Below are 19,640 nucleotides of genomic sequence, written 5' to 3'. Positions count from 1 at the left end.
ATACGACGGCAAACTATTTGACAATTCAGACGAAAGCCGCTATACTATCGATATACTTACTTACTAACATTATGTAAGTAACCAAAACGAAGGTGAATAGGAGGCACACAATGAAGAAGGGGTTATCATGGGTGTTGGTGTTGGCAATGATGTTGAGTTTGGTCGCTTGTAGCGGCGCGCCGGCAGATGCGCCGGAGGATGGTGATGGGACGGCAGTGTCAAAGGAAGAGGCAGAAAACAAAGAAACTGAAGCGCCGGAAGGGGCCGATGGCGAGTTAATCATCGGCGGTGGCAACGATGTCAGTGGCGACTGGATTCCGCATTTTCAAAACAACGCATCCGACCACGATATTTACACATTTATCAACGAAATGAACACTGTTGCACTGACTTTTGAAGGCGAGTACGTCGTCAACGATACTGTTGTGCGCACTTATGAGACAGAAGTGAACGCCGACGGTAGCAAAACGTATACGTGGACCCTCAATGAAGGCCTCGTCTTCAGCAATGGCGAAGCGGTGACCGCTGAGAGCTATGTAGCGAACCTATTGCTCTGGAACAGCAAGCTGGTTGCAGACTTGGGAGGAAAAAACACGCAAAACTACAGACTCGTTGGGCAGGAAGCCTATGCGAAAGGGGAGAAAAACGTCTTTGAGGGCGTCCGTTTACTCGACACGTATACTTTCTCTACAACGATAGCTTCTGAGTATTTGCCATTCTTCTTTGAGCTGCCTATGGTAAACATCACGCCTGAGTATTGGCCGTTCTGGCTCGGTGACGGCATCGATGTGTTGGATGATGGCGAAGGGGCCTACTTTAGTGTTACGCCGACCGTCGAGGGGCACAAAGAAGCATTTAACGCCGGGCGAAACAACCCCAAGTACGTGTCTTCAGGGGCTTATGTCGTCGACAGTTTCGACGATGTTTCCAAAACGGTAGTTCTGAAAGTCAACCCGCTCTATCCTGGAGATTTCACAGGACAAAAGCCGAGAATTGAAACTGTTATCTTTAAAGGGGTTACCGAGGATACGCGATTGGATGAGCTCAAAACCGGCTCAGTTGACCTTTTAATCAAGCTGGTATCAGGGGATGAAATCAACGCCGGTTTTGATCTCGTCGATCAAGGGGGCTATCATTTCACCGATTATCCGCGTGCGGGGTTCGGCAAGCTGATTTTCGTCTGTGACTTCGGGCCGACACAGTTTACAGAAGTTAGACAGGCCGTTGCATACCTCCTCGACAGAAATGCGTTTGCCAGAACGTTTACCGATGGCTTTGGCTCAATTGTCAACGGCCCGTACGGCGAAGGCCAATGGTTCTACAGCGAGAGCCGAAAGGAAATCGATTCTGCACTAAACAGCTACGCTTACAGCCCTGAAAAAGCGGTTGAGTTGCTTGTAGAGGGCGGCTGGGTATACGATGCAAACGGTGCACCGTATACGGAAGGCATTCGACATAAAAAAATGCCGGACGGCACGTACATGCCACTGGTGCTCGAATGGGCTTCTACTGAGCAAAACTCCATGTCGGATTTACTCGTGGTACAGCTGCAAGAAAATCCCGATGTGCTCGATGCAGGGATGAAAATCAATCAAACGGTGATGACATTTGGCGAATTGCTCAACTATTCGCACCGCGATGGGAGCAAGGATAAAAAGTACGCCGTGCCGACGTACCATATGTTTAACTTAGCCGTCAACTTTAACCCGATGTACGATATGTCCAAAGCGTATTCAATAAATGAAGACGATATTGCTCTAGGACATAATGGCAACTATATTTACGACGAAACATTGGATCAGCTGGGCAAAAAAATGATCCTCAACGATCCGGCAGACCGCGAAGGGTTTAAGAAAGACTTTGTCGCCTTTACGACGCGCTGGAATGCATTGCTGCCGGATTTACCGCTCTACTCAAACATTTATCACGACTTTTATTCGGATAAGCTTAAAGAATTTAACAACAATGCGCTTATTAATACCGTACAAGCCATACTGTACGCCTATGTGAGTGAATAACGATACCTTCTCTTAAAAACAGCCGCGGGCATCTTCAATATGCCGGCGGCTGTTTTTCTAGCGTTGATGTTGAACAGTAAACCCGTCGGCGGTCAGCTTGTCGAAACGGTACCCTTTTTCGAGATAGGTTTCAATGACAGGCCCAAGAGCCTTCACAGTATTTCCCTTGGAGTTTGTGTCGTGCATTAAAATAATGGCTTTTTTCTTGTTTCTCAATTGGTAAAGCAAGTTACTGCGAATGGTGGTGACAGAGGGCAAATTGACAGAGGCGTCTCGCGAGTCGACGTTCCAGTCAAAATATTGAACCCCCTGATCCCACAAGTAGGTTTCATACGTTTGCTTGATTTCTTTTCCGGCAATGTTGTGCGCCGTTAGAACCCCGCCTGGAAAGCGGTAGAGTGTCGGGTAAAAGCCCACGGCATTAAAAATCAGTTCTTGATTGGTTTCAAAATCTTCTTTAAACGTGTCGAGATTTTGATAAATTTTGTAATAATCGTGTGTCGCCGAGTGGTTGCCGACTGCGTGTCCGCGATTGACAATGTCCTTTAGAATGTCGGGATTCTTTTTGACTTGATAGCCGGTGACGAAAAACGTGGCTTTGATGTCGTAGTAATCGAGTAAGTCCAGCAACTCGGGGGTGACTTTGTCCGAGGGGCCGTCGTCAAAGGTCAGATAGATAACTTTGTCTTTGCGCTTTTCGCCTTCGGCGCGTTCGAGGGTTAGAAGTTTGTCCAAACGTTCGACTTCACTCTTGAGTGTATCGATTTCTGTTTGATAGTCTTTTTGCTTTTCGTCGAAAAACTCGACCGTTGTACGTTGTGCATTTTCAAGTGTTCTTTTATCGGAGAGGGTCGTTTCATACAGCGATTGATAGGTTTCAATGGCTTTTGCCTGTCGATAAATGGTGTGTACAACGCGTCCGCCTGCAATGACGATGAGAACGGCAAGTGCAACGGACAGGTACTTAAATAATGGTGATTTCATAGATGCTCCTTGGATGTCTATACTCTTCGAAAAGTAGGATAAGCGATGTCTATGTTGGGTTCTTCATTAAATCGATCTAAGACGGACTCCCAGACTTTTTCCGCAAATCCCCGCCGAGCACGGGGCTCACAGATAAAGCGCATAGTCAGTTGGACGCCACTTTCCAGGACGTCGGTGTAGACGATGGGGGTCAAATTGTTGTAATAAATCATGTATTTTTTAGAGGCTTTTCGGATTTTTCTTTGCACATCAGTTGAAACGTCTTTGGCGTGGTCGTTGATGATGTCTTCCAATATTTTTTTGGCGCGTTTCCAGTCGCTTTCAAAGGTGACGAGAACTCGTATTTCATCCCAGATATAGTCGAAACCAATGGTGTAGTTGGCCATGGAATCGGTTAGGATTTTTGAGTTCGGTATGTGGATGATGCGACCGGTACTCTGTTCGGCATGCACCCAATTGCCAACTTCTATCACCCTGAACTTAAAGATGTTTTGGTCGATAACATCGCCTTTGTGACCGGCAATTTCAATCCGATCGCCGACGATGAACGGTTGGCGGACAAGTATATACAGCCATCCCGCAATATTGAGCAGTATATCCTTCATGGCGAGCGCCAATCCCGCTGAAAAAAGACCTAAGTAAGTAGATATGGAACCACCGGATTGGAAAATAATGATGGTAATCAACAGCAACGCTAGAAAAAAAGCAATTGTATTGACGACGCGTTTCGTTCTATAGTAAACGGTGACGTCTTCAATGCGTTTGTGGAGAAGTTTCAAAATCATGCTTTTTACAAAGTAAACTGCAATGATAATGACAATGGACCAGATCAAGTTTTCTTTCTGAAAAAAGCGAATAGACGGCATAAAACCTCCTCTTATCCTTTACATAAAGTATACCATAGAACCCACAGGTGTTGCATAGAAAAGTGAAGTTCGGGTATCATAAAGAAAGAGGAGGCCAATATGAAGATTATACGAACAGTAGACAATGAAATTGAAGCGCAAATGATTGCCGAAATCTTTGACGATTACGGCATTGAGCATCAATCTGCGCATAGGGAATCCGGTGCCTTCATGCAGATCTACATGGGCAACAGCCCTTACGGCATCGACATCTATGTGGCTGAGAAGGATGTCGATAAGGCAACGGAACTCGTTGAAGCCTTTTTTTCCGGGCATTACGACGCGCCGGAAACATCCGAGTCGTGAGGCGTCAACAAAAGTCCCGCCGTCAATGCGGTAAAGGGCGCCACCGATATCAAACCAAAGCTGCCGACGAGGGTATGAAGTATTTCAGAAGCCACGTGTTTGAGATTTAAAATGTTTAAAAAAGGGGTACCTTGCGCCATAAACACCATTAATAGTGAAATGAAGCCGCCTGAATAGGCGAGCAACAAGGTCGTCGTCATCGTTCCCATAATGGCGCGACCGACATTGAGACCTGAGCGAATCGCTTGGGTCTTTTTAATGCCCTTAGAATTTTCAACCACTTCGTCTACAGCGGATGTGATGTCCACGGCGACATCCATCATGGCACCGGAACAGGCGATAAAAATGCTCGCTGTGAAAATTTGTGTCAAATTAAGATGGGCAAAACCGGCATAGAGAAGGCTTTCAGAGTGCGGCATCACCGCGCCGTGAATTTGAAAGGCATCGACGAGAACAACTGATAAAAGAGCGGTTAAAAGTGTTCCGAGCAGCGCCCCCAGTATGGCGCTCAGCGCCCGTTTATCGATACCGTAGACCAAAGTGACAATAACAGTTGTCATAAGCGCGGTGCACAGCAGTCCGATGCCAATGGGGTTGTAGCCCAAAAGAAAAGCGGGCACAATAATTTTCCAGATAATCAACAGTGTGCAGAAAAAAGAGAGAATGGCGCGGGCACCGACCCAACCTGCAAAAATCAGCAGGGCTGCTATGAAGAGGACGGCGAGCAAAAGTTCTGCCGGGAGGCGGTAGTGGTCGACAAGTGTGATAAACTGGATGCCCTCTTCGGTGTAGTCTACAACGCCAAGCGCTTTGTCTCCTGTCGAATAAAGCTTATCTTGTTCGAGACTGCCGGTGAGCAGGTTGACCGCTTCGTGGCGTACACCTCTGTAGCGGCCGCGCAAAACCTCTACATCGCAAAGCTGTTCGCCCTGTTTGATAAGGCCGATGCCTTGAACTTTAGAGGCGTCGGTTGACAGGATACGAACGGGGACGCGCTCGGTGTTTGGAAAGAGGCGTTGCTGAAATGGCGCCGGTAAAATGAGCAGTACGGCGAGTAGCAATAAAGTTCCCAGCGTGGGGAAGACAATGCGTCGATGATGCATGGGATACACTCCTACATAAAGTACGGCAGTGCTGTGGCACTGCCGTAAGCTTAAAGTTGCAAGTTATTGAGTCTTTGAAAGGGAAGCCAGTTTCATAAAGATATCGGTGTTGTCGTATGAACCGGAAAAGAGTTCCGCGCCGACGCCTTTTGCGAACACTGCAGCTGGGAGCCCTGTATGTGAGTAAGATGTCCAACCGATGCCCGATTTGTTGTTGAGCAAATCTGTAATGGCAATGGTCAGGGGTTCGTAGCTGCCGTACATCAAATAGGTGTTTTCACCAAATGAGCGGTCTTCTTTTGTCACCATGCTGAGTTTGTAAGCGTCTTTGAGTTTTTCGTACTCGTAGTCAGAGAGCACCATCTCAGGGGTTGCTTCTGCCTTGGAATGCGCGCTGGTCATGAGACCGAAATTGTTGTAAACATCTTTTAAAACGGTTTCAAACGGCGTTTTGTTTTTACGATAGCCTTCGACTGTCTTATTAAAAGCTTCATAGGAAAGCGTTTGGTTTTGGAGGTTGTCAAGGTACGTCGAGTACTTGGTACCGGCAAAGCCCAGTGTCATACCGCCGGTTTCGTGGTCACCTGTGACCACAATAAGCGTATCGTTGGGGTATTTGTTGTAAAACTTAACCGCTTCAGCGACGGCGTTGTCAAAGGCGATGGTGTCGTGAATAGAGGAAACCGCGTCGTTGGCGTGACATGCCCAGTCGATTTTACCGCCTTCAACCATCATAAAGAAGCCGGTGTCGTTAAAGAGGACATCGATGCCTTTTCGCGTAAAGTCGGCAAGTGAGAGTTCGCCGGGCTTTCGATCGATTTCGTACGGCATGGCTTCACCACTTAAAACCGGACTGATAGCAATGACTTGGTCGTCGTTTCTTCCGAGGGACAAAATGTCGGATTTTTCGTTGACAACCTTGTAACCACCGGCCTCCGCCAGCGTGTGCAAATCTTTTTGGTCGTTTTTCTTTCCGGTTCTCGCAATGAATTCGCCACCGGCAAAGTAGTTAAACTGACTGTCGATGAGGTCGAGACCGATTTCGTAGTAGTTGCCTCTAGACGGCTCGTGGGCGTAGAAAGCAGCAGGTGTTGCGTGGTTAATCGGCACAGAAGAGACGACGCCGATTTTGTAACCCTTTTGAGTTTTCAGTTTTTCAGAAATGGTTTCGTAGTCGAGCGTTTTTTGTTCGTTCATATTGACGGTTCCGCTAAGGGTTTTAAACCCAGTGGCAATAGACGTCGCAGTTGAAGCGGAATCCGGACAAAATGACGTCGAGTCAAAAGTAGTGGCCGTTCCTGAAACGGGGAACTTCATAAAACCGAGTTTGTCGTCGCTGACCGCTTTGCCTTCATACTTAACGGCGCCGAGGTAAGCTGCTGCAGAAGTGAACTGCGGGTACGTCATACCGTCGCCAATGAATAAGAAGACGTATTTTGGCGCTTTACCGCGCCAAACGCCGTCTACGGAGTTGGCATAAGCCGCTTCAAAATTGGGCTTGAGTAGCGTTGCACTTGTAACGAGTAGTGCAAAAACCATCATAACAGCGGCAATTCTTTTAAGTTTTACGTTCATTTTTACCCTCCAAACATGTGATAGAATAGTGGACTTTGTCCAGTATTTAACATACACCGACGGTGTTTGATGCGCTTTAACACTGCGTAATAAAAATGTTAAACACCGTTAGAATAAAAAACAGATGGGGTATACACTCAATAAAAATACCTTGTGATAGAAGGAGGGGTACCATGAAGAAAATCGTTATTGTCGTCGACGAACAAGCCGAGGACTTGGAACTTTTATACCCATACTACCGCCTGCAAGAAGCGGGCTATGAAGTCCATTTGGCCGGCGTTGAGGCCAATCGATCCTATAAGGGAAAATACGGCGTTCCCTATACGTCAGATGTGTCTTTTGAAGGGGTAAACGCATCGGAGTACGCCGGGATTTTAATACCGGGTGGTTGGGCGCCAGATAAGCTCAGGCGCTATGAACGCGTAAAAACTTTGGTTCAGGCGTTCCACGCTGCTAAAAAGCCCATAGGTCAGATTTGCCATGCAGGATGGGTTACCATTTCTGCCGGTGTGCTCCAAGGCGTTCAAGTGACCAGCACGCCCGGTATTAAAGACGATATGGAAAACGCAGGGGCTCTATGGCGCGATGCCCCAGTTGTCGTCGATGGCCATTTTGTGTCCAGTCGATGGCCAAAAGATTTACCGGCGTATATGAAAGCCTATCTCGAATGCTTAGAAAGGTGATGCGATGAAGATACTCATAGTAGACGACAGCAAAATCAACCAAATGATTGCAAAAGATACCCTTAAGAAACACGATATCGAGTCGGAACTCTTCTTTGCAGACGACGGCGTCGAGGCACTTGAGGTGATTGAGAACGAATCGGTCGACCTCGTTCTTTTGGATATCATTATGCCCAATATGACGGGGATAGAGGTGCTCAAGGCGCTTGAGGCAAAAGGCACTGTCGAGGTAGAAGTCATTATGCTCACGTCGATTTCCGACAGCGAGACACTGCTGAAATGTTTTGAATACGGTGCCGTGGACTATATCAAGAAGCCTTTTGACGACATCGATTTTATCGCTCGGGTTCGGTCGGCTCTGCGCAACATTCACCAGAAAAAAACCATAAAAGAAAGTGCACACGAGCTGGCGGAAAAGAACAATCAGCTACACGAGGCGAACAAGAGTCTTAAAGAAGCACAATTTTATTTAATTCAGAAAGAAAAACTGGTGGCCATAGGAGAGTTGGCGGCAGGGGTGGCACATGAAATCAACAACCCGCTGGCATTTGTCATGAGCAATTTTACGAATATCAAAAGCTATTCGGAAGATTTAATCGCCTTCTTTAATTGGCTCAATGAAAACAAGGCGACGCTGATGCACGCGTCGGCACTTTCTGATTATGCCGATACATGGGAAAAATACGACTTGGAATTTTTACTAGAGGATTTGCCAGATGTGGTCGACGAATCACACAAGGGCCTGGAGCGCATCACGAAAATCGTCACTGGCATGCGAAACTTTTCGAGGATCTCTGAGGACGACGTTCACGAATACATCGATATCAACGATATTATTGACGAGGTACTCCTTGTGGTCAACAATCAAATCAAATACGTCGCTGTGGTAGAGAAAAACTACACCGAGTGTCCCCTTGTCTTTTGCAACAAGGGCGAAGTGGAACAGGTCTTCGTCAACTTGCTCGTCAATGCGGCACAGGCGATTAAAGAACTGGGCCTAACTGAAATGGGTCATATCAAAATCGATACGGCATTTGACGACGATCACGTGATGATCAGCATTTGTGACGACGGTGGCGGTATGAACGAAAACACCTTGCAAAAAGCCTTTGATCCCTTCTTTACGACAAAACCGGTGGGACAGGGCACCGGGCTTGGTCTCAGCATATCGCACAGCATTATAGTAGAGAAGCACCAAGGGCGTATTGATGTCAAAAGCGAAGAAGGTGTGGGCACTTGCTTTAACATTTATTTGCCTCGAAACTCATCTGTGGTTTGATTTTCAAAAAAAATAAGCTATAATAAGGTTTGAGATGACTTACCCTCATTGTGAAGCAATGGGGGTAAATTTATACAGGAGGTCATATGTTAAGGACTTTATTTTGGTTTATTTGCTTCTGGGTAAGCTTGATTTTTTATCTGCCGATGATGCTTAAGGCGAAGCGCCTGGAGACGCCGAGGGAAAAACGGGTATTTGCAGATAAAAAAGCCCGCGCCTGGGCGCGTTTTCTATTGAGGCGAGCAGGTGCTGAGGTTACTGTTGAAGGGCTGGACAAGATTCCTACTGAAGGCAGTGTGGTGTACATCGCCAACCATCAGAGCAATTTTGATGTGCCGTTGATGATTGCCCATATGCCGAAATCGAAGGGCTTTATCGCCAAAGCAGAAACCTTGAAGATCCCCATCGTCAGAACTTGGATGACGTACATGAATTGTGTCTTTTTAGACCGTTCGGACATACGTCAACAGGTAAAAGCCATAGGCGAAGGCGTCCGCAACATCAAAGACGGTCAGTCCATGGTGATTTTTCCAGAGGGGACGCGTTCAATAGACGGGCAGCTGTCGGCCTTTAAGGCGGGGAGTTTGAAACTGGCGACCAAATCAGGTGCAACCATTGTGCCGGTGGCCATAGAAAATTCCATGGGGCTGATGAAAAAAGGGGATGTGCGCATCCGCAAAGCGCAAGTGACGCTTAAGGTTTGCGAGCCCATTGTCGATGTCGCGTCGATGAACAGAGAGACGAATGTGTTGGCAGAAGAAGTCAAAACGCGCATTCAAGCCGCATTGGGACACAACAGTTAGGGGGAAGACATGTCGTTAAAACACCAAATAGCACGTAAGAAAGTGTTGAATACCGGACTGGAAATATTAGAGCACGACCTCGTCATCGGAACCTGGGGGAACATTAGCGTTCGTATTCCAGAGGACGATTTAATTGTCATTACGCCGACGGGAGTCGCTTACAAAGAGCTCGAACCCGATTATTTGCCTATAATGGATTTAGAGGGCAACCGTATCGACGGTACCATGACACCATCGGTGGAGTTGCCGCTACACCTCGGCATCTACAAAGCGCGAGAAGATGTCTTCGCCATTGTCCATACGCATTCGGTGTATTGTACGGCAATGGCCATAGCGCGCAAGGGGATTCCTGCTTCTTGTGAGGATATGATTTTCAGTGTCGGGGGCTCCGTTGATGTAGCCGATTATGAAATGTCGGGAACGCCTAATCTTGCCAAAGCCGTCGTTAAGGCACTGGGGCGTAAGAATGCCGTGTTAATGGCCAACCACGGTTTGATTACGGTCGGCAAAACACTGGGGGAAGCTGTAGAAAGGGCGTTGATTTGTGAGAAATCGGCACACGCCACATTGCTTGCCGCTGGAATAGGTGGAGCAGTTGCACTGAATGAAACGCAGTGTGAAGATTTGCTCGGGTTCTACGCGCATGCCTATGGTCAAAAGGAAAACGATTAATATTACAAAGATGTTACAAACATATGACAAAACGGATATGCTGTTGCACATTTTTTCAAATTGCGCTAAAATTCTTATAGGTTGAGACAATTGAGTATCAACAAACGAAATCTTATTTTGATGAAAGGAGGTTATAAACATGATGAAGCAAATCAGCACTAAAGGCAAAGCAGTTACTTTTGGGACGGCCAATCAATTTCACGGGATGTCTGTGTCCAAAATTAATGATAAATATGTTTATGACCTGTTTCGGAGGAATTGACGATTTCTAACTGTTAAAACGTCCACAGGTCTTTGGCCTGTGGTTTTTTGTGCCCTAAATTAGGGGACGAGTCAGCTTCAAACAGTGACGACTGTTTTTTGCTAAGCCACGCGATGCGTGGCTTTTTTGTTTTAACAATGAGATTTTGGTTCAACGTTTCGATGGACATGCGGGACCGAGGCTAAAATCGGTTTGTGACTTCTGAGAGGGCACAAATTTGAACTAATGTACCGAGTTCGCAATGTGTCAAACGGTGCGGCATCGGTTCATTTACTGAAAAATAAGAGAGGGGAGGCGCCTTCTCTCGCTTACTTGACTTAGATACTTACGGGGGTAGCACTATGAAGAAAATGTTTAAGTATTTGAAAGGGTATCGCTTGGCATTTGCCGGCGCTATTGTTTCAATTATCATTGCAACCATTATGCAGCTTGCGACGCCGATTCTGATAAAATACGCAATAGATTCTGTGATAGGAGATATTCCGGCAGGGCGTTTACAATTTTTAATGGACGCATTTGGAAAAAATTTAATGAGCATCGTCTGGATGATTCTAGCCATCAGCTTTCTCAGAGGTATTTTCCTCTTTTTCAAGGGCCGTTTGTCCAGCTATGCCGCAGAGAACATCGCTCAAAATGTGAGGGAAAAGCTTTACAGACAGATACAGTATATGTCTTACGACAAACACACGAAGAAAGAAACCGGTGACATGGTACAGCGCTGTACCTCCGATGTAGAAACAATGCGCCGTTTTCTGGGCGTCCAAGTCGTAGACCTCGGCCGCATCGTCTTTATGATATTGATGACAGCGGGGATCATGTTCACACTTAATGTCGAGCTGACACTTTACGCTATTATAATGATTCCGATTTTATTCCTATTTTCTTATATCTTCTTTACCAAAGTGCAAAAGACGTTTAAAAGCGTCGATGAAGCCGAAGGCAAGTTGACCACTGTGCTTCAGGAAAACTTGTCAGGCGTTCGCGTGGTGCGCGCCTTTGGAAGGGAAGATTACGAAATCGGCAAATTTGATGAAGTGAACACAGCGCATCGAAACAAGGCCTATCACATGATGACGCTTATGGCGACGTTCTGGTCGTCTTCGGATTTCTTGACATTGATTCAAAACGGCGTCGTTTTAGTCATAGGCGCCGTGCTCGTTATCAAAGGCGAGATGACCATCGGCGTGTTGACGGCGTTTATCACCTACATCTCGATGCTGCTTTGGCCGGTTAAACAGTCGGGCCGCCTCCTCAGTGAGCTCGGCAAGACCACTGTTGCCATCGACAGAATTGAAGAAATCTTAAATGAGCCTGTGGAAAGTGATTTGCCGACGGAATGTGCACCGGAAGTGAAGGGGCACATTGCCTTTGACAACGTCAGCTTTGGCTACGAAGAAAAGCAAAAAGTACTCGATGCAGTAAGCTTCGAAGTACCTGTGGGGTCGACACTGGGCATATTGGGCTCTACAGGTTCAGGAAAATCGACTTTGGTGCACTTGCTCCAACGGTTGTACGACTACGAAGGATCGATAAAAATCGACGGCGTGGAACTCAATACCATTAAAAAATCGCATATTCGAGAAAAAATTGGTCTGGTATTGCAAGAGCCGTATCTCTATGCCAAAACGGTTAAAGAGAATATCGGCATCACACAAAGGCGTTTTAGAGACGATGACATTTTTGAAGCAGCAGAGACTGCATCAATTCATCAGAATATTTTAGAGTTTAAAGATGGGTACGACACAATTATCGGTGAAAAAGGGGTTTCGCTCTCAGGGGGGCAGAAGCAGCGCATTGCCATTTCAAGAACCATTATCGACAAAGACAAAGCGATTTTGGTGTTTGACGATTCGCTTAGCGCCGTCGATGCAGAAACCGACATGAAAATACGTGCGGCACTTAAAAAGCGCAGTGCCGATGTGACAACACTGATTATTTCCCACAGAATCGCGACACTATCCGAGGCCGATTACATTATTGTAATGGACGAAGGTAAAATCATACAAAGGGGCACACATCAATCACTCGTTGAAGAAGAGGGGCTTTACAAGCGCATCTGGGATCTTCAGCGATTGGTGGGCTAATTGGGAATTGGAGGTTGTTTTTATGGAAGAACAAAGAGAAATGCAGCTCAAGTACGACAAAAAAGTCTGGAAAGACTTGTTCCGGTACTTTAAGAGCTTTAAAAAAGATTTTATGATACTGTGTGCGTTTATGATTACTTTGGCGGCGTTTGACATCGGCTTTCCGATGTTGACCAAGTACACCATCGACAATTTTGTCGTGCCGAAGCGTCTGGACGGGATACACTGGGTCGGCATCGCCTATTTCCTAATGGCGGCGGGCATCTCCAGCGTCGTGTTTGTTTTTATCCGACACGCCGGGCGCATGGAAATGAATATGGTGTACAAAATAAGAAAAGATTGTTTTGAGAAACTTCAGCGGTTGTCTTTCTCATACTACGACAAAAACGCCGTGGGTTGGATGATTTCTCGAGTGACTTCTGACGCTCAGAAGATTTCTGAGACCATCGCCTGGGGCATCGTCGATTTGGTATGGGGACTAACCATGATGCTGGGCATCTCAGTGGTGATGCTAATTATCAACTGGAAGCTCGCCCTAGTCACATTGATTGCCGTGCCGATTCTCGGTGTTATCAGTGTTATCTTTGAAAAGAAGATGCTGATTTCTTACCGAAATGTTCGAAAAATCAACTCTAAAATCACCGGCCTTTTCAACGATGGCATCGTCGGTGCCAAGACGACAAAGACGTTGGTTCGAGAAGAACTGAATATTTCGGAGTTCGGTGAAGTAACCAATGATATGAAAAGAACTTCTGTGCGGGCGGCAACGTTGTCTGCCGGTTACTTGCCGATGGCACTGTTTACAGCCACAATCGGCACAGTGCTGACACTTTACTTCGGCAGCGTCATGCTTATGGGCGAATGGATTACGTACGGCGTATTGGTGCTGTTCATCACGTATGCGAGACAGTTTTTTGACCCCGTGTTGGAACTGGCGCGTATCTATACGGAAATGATTAGTGCACAGGCCGCCGGTGAGCGCGTCATCGGTCTCCTCAACGAACCGGAGGAAATCGTGGACACAGAGGCCTCTCAAGAGCGGTACCAAGCCCTTCAATCCGGTTTGCTCAAGCATCGCATTAAAGGTGATGTAACATTTGAGAATGTGGCTTTTTACTACAAAGAAAACGAGTATATTCTCAAAGATTTCAACCTACATGTCAGTGCAGGTGAAACCGTTGCCCTGGTAGGGGAAACGGGATCCGGAAAGAGTACCATTGTCAATCTGGCTTCGCGTTTTTACGAACCGAAGGACGGCCGCATCCTCATCGACGGGGAAGATTACCGCGAGATGACGCAACAGTACCTTCACGCGAACATGGGGTACGTCTTGCAGTCGCCGCATTTATTCAGCGGTACCATTAAAGACAATATACGTTACGGGAAATTAGAGGCGACCGACGATGAAATCATTGAAGCGGCAAAAATCGTCAGTGCACACGAGTTTATCTCTAAGCTAGAAAACGGCTACGACACGCAAGTTGGAGAAGGTGGCGGCCTCTTGTCAACCGGTGAGAAACAGCTCATCTCTTTTGCAAGAGCAATTATTTCAAAACCAAGTCTCTTCTTCTTAGATGAGGCGACTTCTTCAATCGACACAGAAGCTGAGGCAAAGATTCAACGAGCCATCGATCGCGTTTTGGAAAATAGAACGAGCTTTATTGTGGCGCACCGTCTTTCGACCATACGCAATGCCGATAAAATTTTGGTTATTGAAAAAGGTCAAATCATCGAGGCGGGCACCCATGAGGCTCTACTTGAACAGCGGGGTCACTATTACGAACTCTACACCAATCAGTTCATCGAAGAGTCTGAGCGCGACCTTTTGTCGCAACACGGCGACTTCAAAGGTCAAACGGCATCGTAAAAGACGCTTTTACACCCAGACAATAGAAGGGGGCACAGGTCCCCTTCTTACATACCCATAGTGGGGGGAGGTTATATGGAAACATCAACGACCATTGTACACTACGAAGCAAAATACGCAAAAGGCGTGGCTCAAATGTGGAACGAAAGCAGTGCCGGATGGAACGGTTTCGATTTTTCAACCACTGAAGAGGCGACGCGCGACAAAGAAGAGGCGTCGACGCATCTTAAACTGTTTATAGCCGTGGAAACGGCGACGTTGGACAGCGAGAGCCCGAGGGTACTCGGCTACTTGAAACTTTCGAAATACGCTTTTGATGAGGCGACGCTCTATGTGGACTTGCTCAATGTCCACCCGGATTACCACGGTGCCAGAATAGGTAAAAAGCTCGTACTTGAGGCTGTTAAAGCCACTTGTGAACTCGGTTACCCGAGACTGGACTTGTTCACTTGGCCCGGCAATACGAAGGCGGTGCCGCTTTATAAAAAATGTGGTTTCTTTTGGGAGAAAACTGAAACAGCCAATACCCATTTGATGAACTTTATGCCTCAGGTTTTGGCGCACCCTGTCGTCGGCAGTGCCTTTAATACGATAGACTGGTATGCCGATTCCGTGCGGGAAATCGTCGTCGAACCGGATGGGCGTAGAAAAGGGGATACCGATTACTACATTTACGAATGGCGCAAAGAGCAAGAGTATCTGAAATGTTACTTCGAAAAAACGAGCCGTTGGTTGTGTGGGTTTAAAACCGATGCGTATGAAATCAAATTGAATCACTCTGAAAACAAACGGGTTTTCGGACGATGCTACCCTTTTGAAATTGAGTTTAACAACGAGAGTGGCGCACCTATGGCTATTGAACTCAAAGGGGTGGGCACAGAAGGCGTCCGAACCGATTTGAGTTTTCAGAAAACCTTGCATACCGGCGAGATGGTGCACGGGACTTTTGAAGTATTGCCGACGGACCGGGAACAGAGCGATTGGCACACGCACCCAGCGGTTGTTGTAGAAGTCACTGTGGAAGGCGAGACGTTTTTGCTGAAAAACGGTGTAAAGCCCATGCCACCGCTGCTCATTAAATGCGAAACCAAGCGGCGCGTTGAGCGTGCGGGGGTCCAGTCGACGTTGTATGTTAACCTCGAGAACAATTTGGCAGAGAGTGCCGATTTTGAAATTTTACTTCCTGTAATCGATGGGGTCGCGTTTGGAACGACAAAAATAACAGCGTCTATCGAAGGCCTGTCTTCCCACTGTGTGCAAGTGCCTTTTACAGCGACGAAAGCTTTTGCAGGCATCGTGGATATGCCCATTGCCGTGGCACTGAACGAAGGCCCGTTGACCTACACGAGCAAAGTCGATTTGGCCATTAACGTCTACGGCAGTTTGGCCGGCGGTTCCATAAAAGCGCGTCACTACGCTCTTGCAGATGTTTACAGGCTGTTTATCGACGAAGAGTTTCGATTGAACGAAGGGTACATTAAAGACCTGTGGACGGAGACACTTTGTGAAATTTTGCCGCCAAAACTGGGGGCGCCTTACACTTCGGAGTTCGAAAAGAAGAAAGCGGATAACGTGACTTTTGAATCAAATGGCGCGGTGGTCTGTAGGGTGCGTTACAGTTCGGAGACGCTAAAGGGGGCTGAGTTCGACCGATGCATGGTGCTGAGTCCAACGGGAACGCTGAGCATTTGGCATGAACTCGTGAGATTTCCCGAAGGCGTGGAGACTTTAAAGCTGAACTTAGCGCTGGCCATTGACGAAGAAATACTGTATTTGCCATATGGCACCGGTATTATGAAGTTGGATGAAGGGGTAATGGACAATAGAGCGCTGGCACATGTGGATTTTGATGCGTTGACGGAACCTTGGGTGTTTAACGAGACCTTTGATAGCACCGTCGCCTTGACGTGGTCGTCCTCTCAAAGCGTCAAGTTTTCGGATCATTGTTTTAACTTCGAATCGACATTTACGCGAGAGAGCGCATGGCAGACACCCCCTGTTGAACTGCATATCAACCGGTTTAGACAGTGTGAAAATGTGCGTCAGTACCTCACATCAGACAGAGGTGCACTTTTGGCGACTTACGATGGAACGCGGCTGACGGTGCCACCAATCGTCACAGAGTCGCTTGACCTAACGCCTGTGACCGTCGATCAAAACGCTCGGCCACCGATTGTAGAAGTTGAAGGCATCGATGAACAGCAAGTAGCTACACTTCTGCCGATGACAGCGCGTGTCCGCCTAATAGAGGGTTCCATAAAAACGGAAAAGAGACGGCTGCCGCTGGAGACGTTGGTGTTTAAGACAAAAGGCGCTTGTACCACTGTAAAAGCGGTTGAAGAGGGGCACGAAGTCTACTGTGTCGACAACGGCTACCTTAAGTTTAAAGTTGCGCCGGCATTCACCTGTGGCGTATTCTCCCTTACAGCCGACGGCGTGGAACTCTTCGATCACTGTTTTCCGGCGACGCGGACCAAGTCGTGGTACAACCCTTGGGCAGGAGGCTTTTACAGCTATCTAATCGGCACGACCAATTACCAACTCTTTTCGGAAACGTCGACGGCGACATTTGTCACGCGAAAAGATCATTTAGGCAACCAGTGGACTGGCGTCGCCGTCACCACGCCGTATACAGTTCAACAGCGTTTGAAAGGTGTTAAAGTGGTGCAGTATTTCCTGACAATGGGCGATTTGCCCGTGTTGGCTCATTACTCTGAGGTCATAACCGATGGCGGCAAGTACGCTGAACAGCGCTTTATGAATCAGTGCTTCTTTAGAGAGGACAGCGGTGATATCGTCACCGAGTGTGACCATAGAACTGCTCATGTCCTCAAGGAGGCAGACGGTGTCGACTTTGTGGCACAATCTAAGCGCATAGTTTTGGAAATAGAGGCGTTAGCCGTGCATTACTACAGTCAAAACGCCGATTTGAATTACATCAATCGCACCGGTGGTTTGGTATTCACAGAACAGATTTCCAGAATCGCCATCGACCCGTTTCGGATGTTTAAATCTCAAGTGGATTTTGTCGTCCCATTGCCGTTTAAAGTGGGAACTTCCGCGTTTTCAGGGTTAGACGCTATTCGGTTTGAATAAAACAGCCTAAAAAAAGCCAGTGAGCGCAACGTCCAAAGGGACGTGCGTCACTGGCTTTTTTGGGGTGATGGTTTTAATAGCCGTTTTTCTTTAGATAGTCGGCAAGTTTTTTGTCTTCTTCTCCAATGTGTTTTTCAATCCAATCTGAAGAAAGGTGCATAAATTTTAGCCTAGAGTGCATGGTTAAGCCGTTTCTTAAAATATCTTGATAGAGGTCGCTGACATCTTGTTTAAAATTATCGTGCAGGTACTTGTGTTCTTCATACGCAGGATAGGCGTACTGTCTCTGCAGCGCCTCCTCGTGGTCAAAGTGCAACACGACGTATTCTGTTAAAAAGTTGAGCAATTTGAGCAACTCTTTTTCCGGATTCTCCTGTTGGTAAGCGTTGATTAACGTCTCCGCTCGATTGATTAGTTCTATATGCTCCGTATCCATTTCTTTTACGCCGTAGAGAAATTTTTCATCAAATTTAAGCATACTGCCTCCTTTACTCTGTATATTTATTTTTACCATACTCGAGACCGTCTATGCAATAAAAATTCAAAAATATCTTGCATATCAAAAAAAACTATGGTATTATCTTCAATAATTGAAAATCACGATTCTTATCGAGAGTGGCTGAGAGACAGGCTCTATGACGCCCGGCAACCTACATTCAGTGTGGTGCTAATTCCTGCGTTCCCCTATGGGAGCGAAAGATAAGAAAGTAGTGCGCTTAAAACGTCGCTTTCTTACCGGAAAGCGGCGTTTATTTTTTTAAAATACATGCGTTGCCCGATGAATGGTGAACGACAGAGTAGGAGGTATGTGCATGGAAACGGTAGTGCTTAAATTTGGCGGGACATCGATGGCTGCTGTTGAAACTGTGGCTAAACGCGTGGTCGACAAAAAAAGGGCAGGCTATCAAGTGGTCGTGGTGGTTTCGGCGCAGGCCGGCGTCACAAACGCTTTGTTGAAACAAGCGCAAGCTGTCGGCGGGGTAAATCTGAGAGAAATCGACGTCATGCTTGCGGCCGGTGAACAAGTAGCTTCAGGGCTATTGGCACTTGCTGTTGAAGGCCTAGGCGAGCGCGCATTGTCTTTGAGCAGTGCTCAAGTGGGCATTGTCACCGACGGGCGCCATGCTCAGGCGCGCATCAAGACGATTGACGGCTTTAAAATTCTCGAGCACCTTGAAGACAGCGCCGTTGTTATTGTGCCGGGGTTTCAAGGTGTCGGTGAAAACAGAGATATCACGACGTTGGGAAGAGGCGGCTCTGATACAAGTGCGGTGGCCATTGCTGTGGCAATAGGCGCGACGTCAGTGGAAATTTTCACCGATGTCAGCGGCGTTTATACAGCCGATCCGAGAATTGTGCCTAAAGCGCGAAAAATAGCCGCAATTGGGTACGATGAAATGTTGGAACTCGCGGGTTCAGGGGCTAAAGTTCTCCATCTCAGGAGTGTGGAACTCGCGGCGAAGAACGGTTTGAAAGTGCATTTAAGATCGACGTTTGAACCCGACGAAGGTACGTGGGTAAAGGAGGCTATCATGGAAGAAGCGGTTGTGAGAGGGGTTGCGCATGCCATAGATAATGCGCGCATTACTGTTTACGGGGTACCGGCGACGAGTAACGGTGTTACGCATTTGTTTGAGGCCATCGCCCGTGCGCATATTGTCGTGGATGTTATCACACAAAGCGATTCTGAGGACGGCAGTCGGCTGATTGCTTTTGCCGTCGAATCCCATGCGTACGAGAAGGCGCTTACAGTGGCCAAACGCGTCGCCCACAGCATCGGCGCAGGGGCTGTAAAAGGAGAACCTGCTGTGGCGCGCGTCAGCGTCATCGGCGTGGGCATGAAATCGTCGCCGGGGGTTGCTGCTAAAGTCTTTCGCGCGCTCACCGGCGCGGGCATCGATATTCAAATGATTACCACTTCAAATATTAACATATCGTGTCTCGTGGCGCAGGCGGATTACATTGGCGCCGTCAAAGCGATTCACCAAGCGTTTGAGCTATAA

Annotated in this window: 16 protein-coding genes and 1 riboswitch; of the genes, 11 read left to right on the top strand and 5 right to left on the bottom strand. The window is 47.3% G+C overall.

Annotated elements, in window-relative coordinates; translation table 11 throughout:
* Positions 1-110: 110 nt before the first annotated feature.
* Positions 111-2,018, top strand: a complete 1,908-nt coding sequence (locus ACR6HW_RS05745) for an ABC transporter substrate-binding protein (protein WP_455730211.1) — start codon at positions 111-113, stop codon at positions 2,016-2,018.
* Positions 2,019-2,075: 57 nt separating this feature from the next.
* On the opposite strand, the gene ACR6HW_RS05740 is transcribed toward ACR6HW_RS05745, so the two are convergent.
* The gene (locus tag ACR6HW_RS05740; protein WP_455730210.1) at positions 2,076-3,002 is read right to left on the bottom strand and encodes a polysaccharide deacetylase family protein; all 927 of its coding nucleotides are present in this window, start codon (positions 3,000-3,002) and stop codon (positions 2,076-2,078) included.
* 17 nt (positions 3,003-3,019) lie between these two features.
* Positions 3,020-3,868, bottom strand: a complete 849-nt coding sequence (locus tag ACR6HW_RS05735) for a mechanosensitive ion channel family protein (protein WP_455730209.1) — start codon at positions 3,866-3,868, stop codon at positions 3,020-3,022.
* A 99-nt stretch (positions 3,869-3,967) separates the two neighbouring features.
* On the opposite strand from ACR6HW_RS05735, the gene ACR6HW_RS05730 reads away from it, so the two are divergent.
* Positions 3,968-4,213, top strand: coding sequence for a putative signal transducing protein (locus ACR6HW_RS05730; RefSeq protein WP_455730208.1), 246 nt, complete (start codon positions 3,968-3,970; stop codon positions 4,211-4,213).
* Here the strand turns inward: ACR6HW_RS05730 and ACR6HW_RS05725 are convergent.
* On the bottom strand, positions 4,183-5,316 hold the full coding sequence (locus ACR6HW_RS05725; RefSeq protein WP_455730207.1) for a YibE/F family protein: 1,134 nt from the start codon (positions 5,314-5,316) through the stop codon (positions 4,183-4,185). The two genes, ACR6HW_RS05730 and ACR6HW_RS05725, sit on opposite strands and share 31 nt — an antisense overlap.
* A 63-nt stretch (positions 5,317-5,379) precedes the next feature.
* Entirely contained in the window at positions 5,380-6,891 is a 1,512-nt protein-coding gene (locus ACR6HW_RS05720) for an alkaline phosphatase (protein ID WP_455730206.1), read from the bottom strand.
* Between the two features lie 173 nt (positions 6,892-7,064).
* On the opposite strand from ACR6HW_RS05720, the gene ACR6HW_RS05715 reads away from it, so the two are divergent.
* From ACR6HW_RS05715 to ACR6HW_RS05680, 8 genes are all read left to right on the top strand, one after another.
* Complete coding sequence (locus ACR6HW_RS05715) at positions 7,065-7,574, top strand: type 1 glutamine amidotransferase domain-containing protein (protein WP_455730205.1); 510 nt, start codon at positions 7,065-7,067, stop codon at positions 7,572-7,574.
* Between the two features lie 4 nt (positions 7,575-7,578).
* Positions 7,579-8,853, top strand: coding sequence for a response regulator (locus ACR6HW_RS05710; RefSeq protein ID WP_455730204.1), 1,275 nt, complete (start codon positions 7,579-7,581; stop codon positions 8,851-8,853).
* Positions 8,854-8,939: 86 nt separating this feature from the next.
* The gene (locus tag ACR6HW_RS05705) at positions 8,940-9,656 is read left to right on the top strand and encodes a lysophospholipid acyltransferase family protein (protein ID WP_455730203.1); all 717 of its coding nucleotides are present in this window, start codon (positions 8,940-8,942) and stop codon (positions 9,654-9,656) included.
* A gap of 9 nt (positions 9,657-9,665) precedes the next feature.
* A complete protein-coding gene (locus ACR6HW_RS05700; RefSeq protein ID WP_455730202.1) occupies positions 9,666-10,328 on the top strand; it encodes a class II aldolase/adducin family protein in 663 nt (220 codons plus the stop codon).
* Between the two features lie 139 nt (positions 10,329-10,467).
* On the top strand, positions 10,468-10,590 hold the full coding sequence (locus tag ACR6HW_RS05695) for a hypothetical protein (protein WP_455730201.1): 123 nt from the start codon (positions 10,468-10,470) through the stop codon (positions 10,588-10,590).
* 341 nt (positions 10,591-10,931) lie between these two features.
* The gene (locus tag ACR6HW_RS05690) at positions 10,932-12,674 is read left to right on the top strand and encodes an ABC transporter ATP-binding protein (RefSeq protein WP_455730200.1); all 1,743 of its coding nucleotides are present in this window, start codon (positions 10,932-10,934) and stop codon (positions 12,672-12,674) included.
* A gap of 22 nt (positions 12,675-12,696) precedes the next feature.
* Positions 12,697-14,541: an ABC transporter ATP-binding protein gene (locus ACR6HW_RS05685; protein ID WP_455730199.1), complete on the top strand. Its 1,845-nt coding sequence runs from the start codon at positions 12,697-12,699 to the stop codon at positions 14,539-14,541.
* A gap of 75 nt (positions 14,542-14,616) precedes the next feature.
* On the top strand, positions 14,617-17,637 hold the full coding sequence (locus tag ACR6HW_RS05680) for a GNAT family N-acetyltransferase (protein ID WP_455730198.1): 3,021 nt from the start codon (positions 14,617-14,619) through the stop codon (positions 17,635-17,637).
* A gap of 73 nt (positions 17,638-17,710) precedes the next feature.
* On the opposite strand, the gene ACR6HW_RS05675 is transcribed toward ACR6HW_RS05680, so the two are convergent.
* Entirely contained in the window at positions 17,711-18,115 is a 405-nt protein-coding gene (locus ACR6HW_RS05675) for a bacteriohemerythrin (RefSeq protein WP_455730197.1), read from the bottom strand.
* 125 nt (positions 18,116-18,240) lie between these two features.
* A riboswitch (SAM riboswitch) is annotated at positions 18,241-18,343 on the top strand.
* A gap of 106 nt (positions 18,344-18,449) precedes the next feature.
* Between ACR6HW_RS05675 and ACR6HW_RS05670 the strand changes: the two genes are divergently transcribed.
* A complete protein-coding gene (locus ACR6HW_RS05670) occupies positions 18,450-19,640 on the top strand; it encodes an aspartate kinase (RefSeq protein WP_455730196.1) in 1,191 nt (396 codons plus the stop codon).

It is taken from the genome of Fusibacter sp. JL298sf-3 (assembly GCF_053842995.1).
The sequence above is the reverse complement of the archived record's forward strand: the minus strand, read 5'-3'. Positions and strand labels throughout refer to the sequence as shown.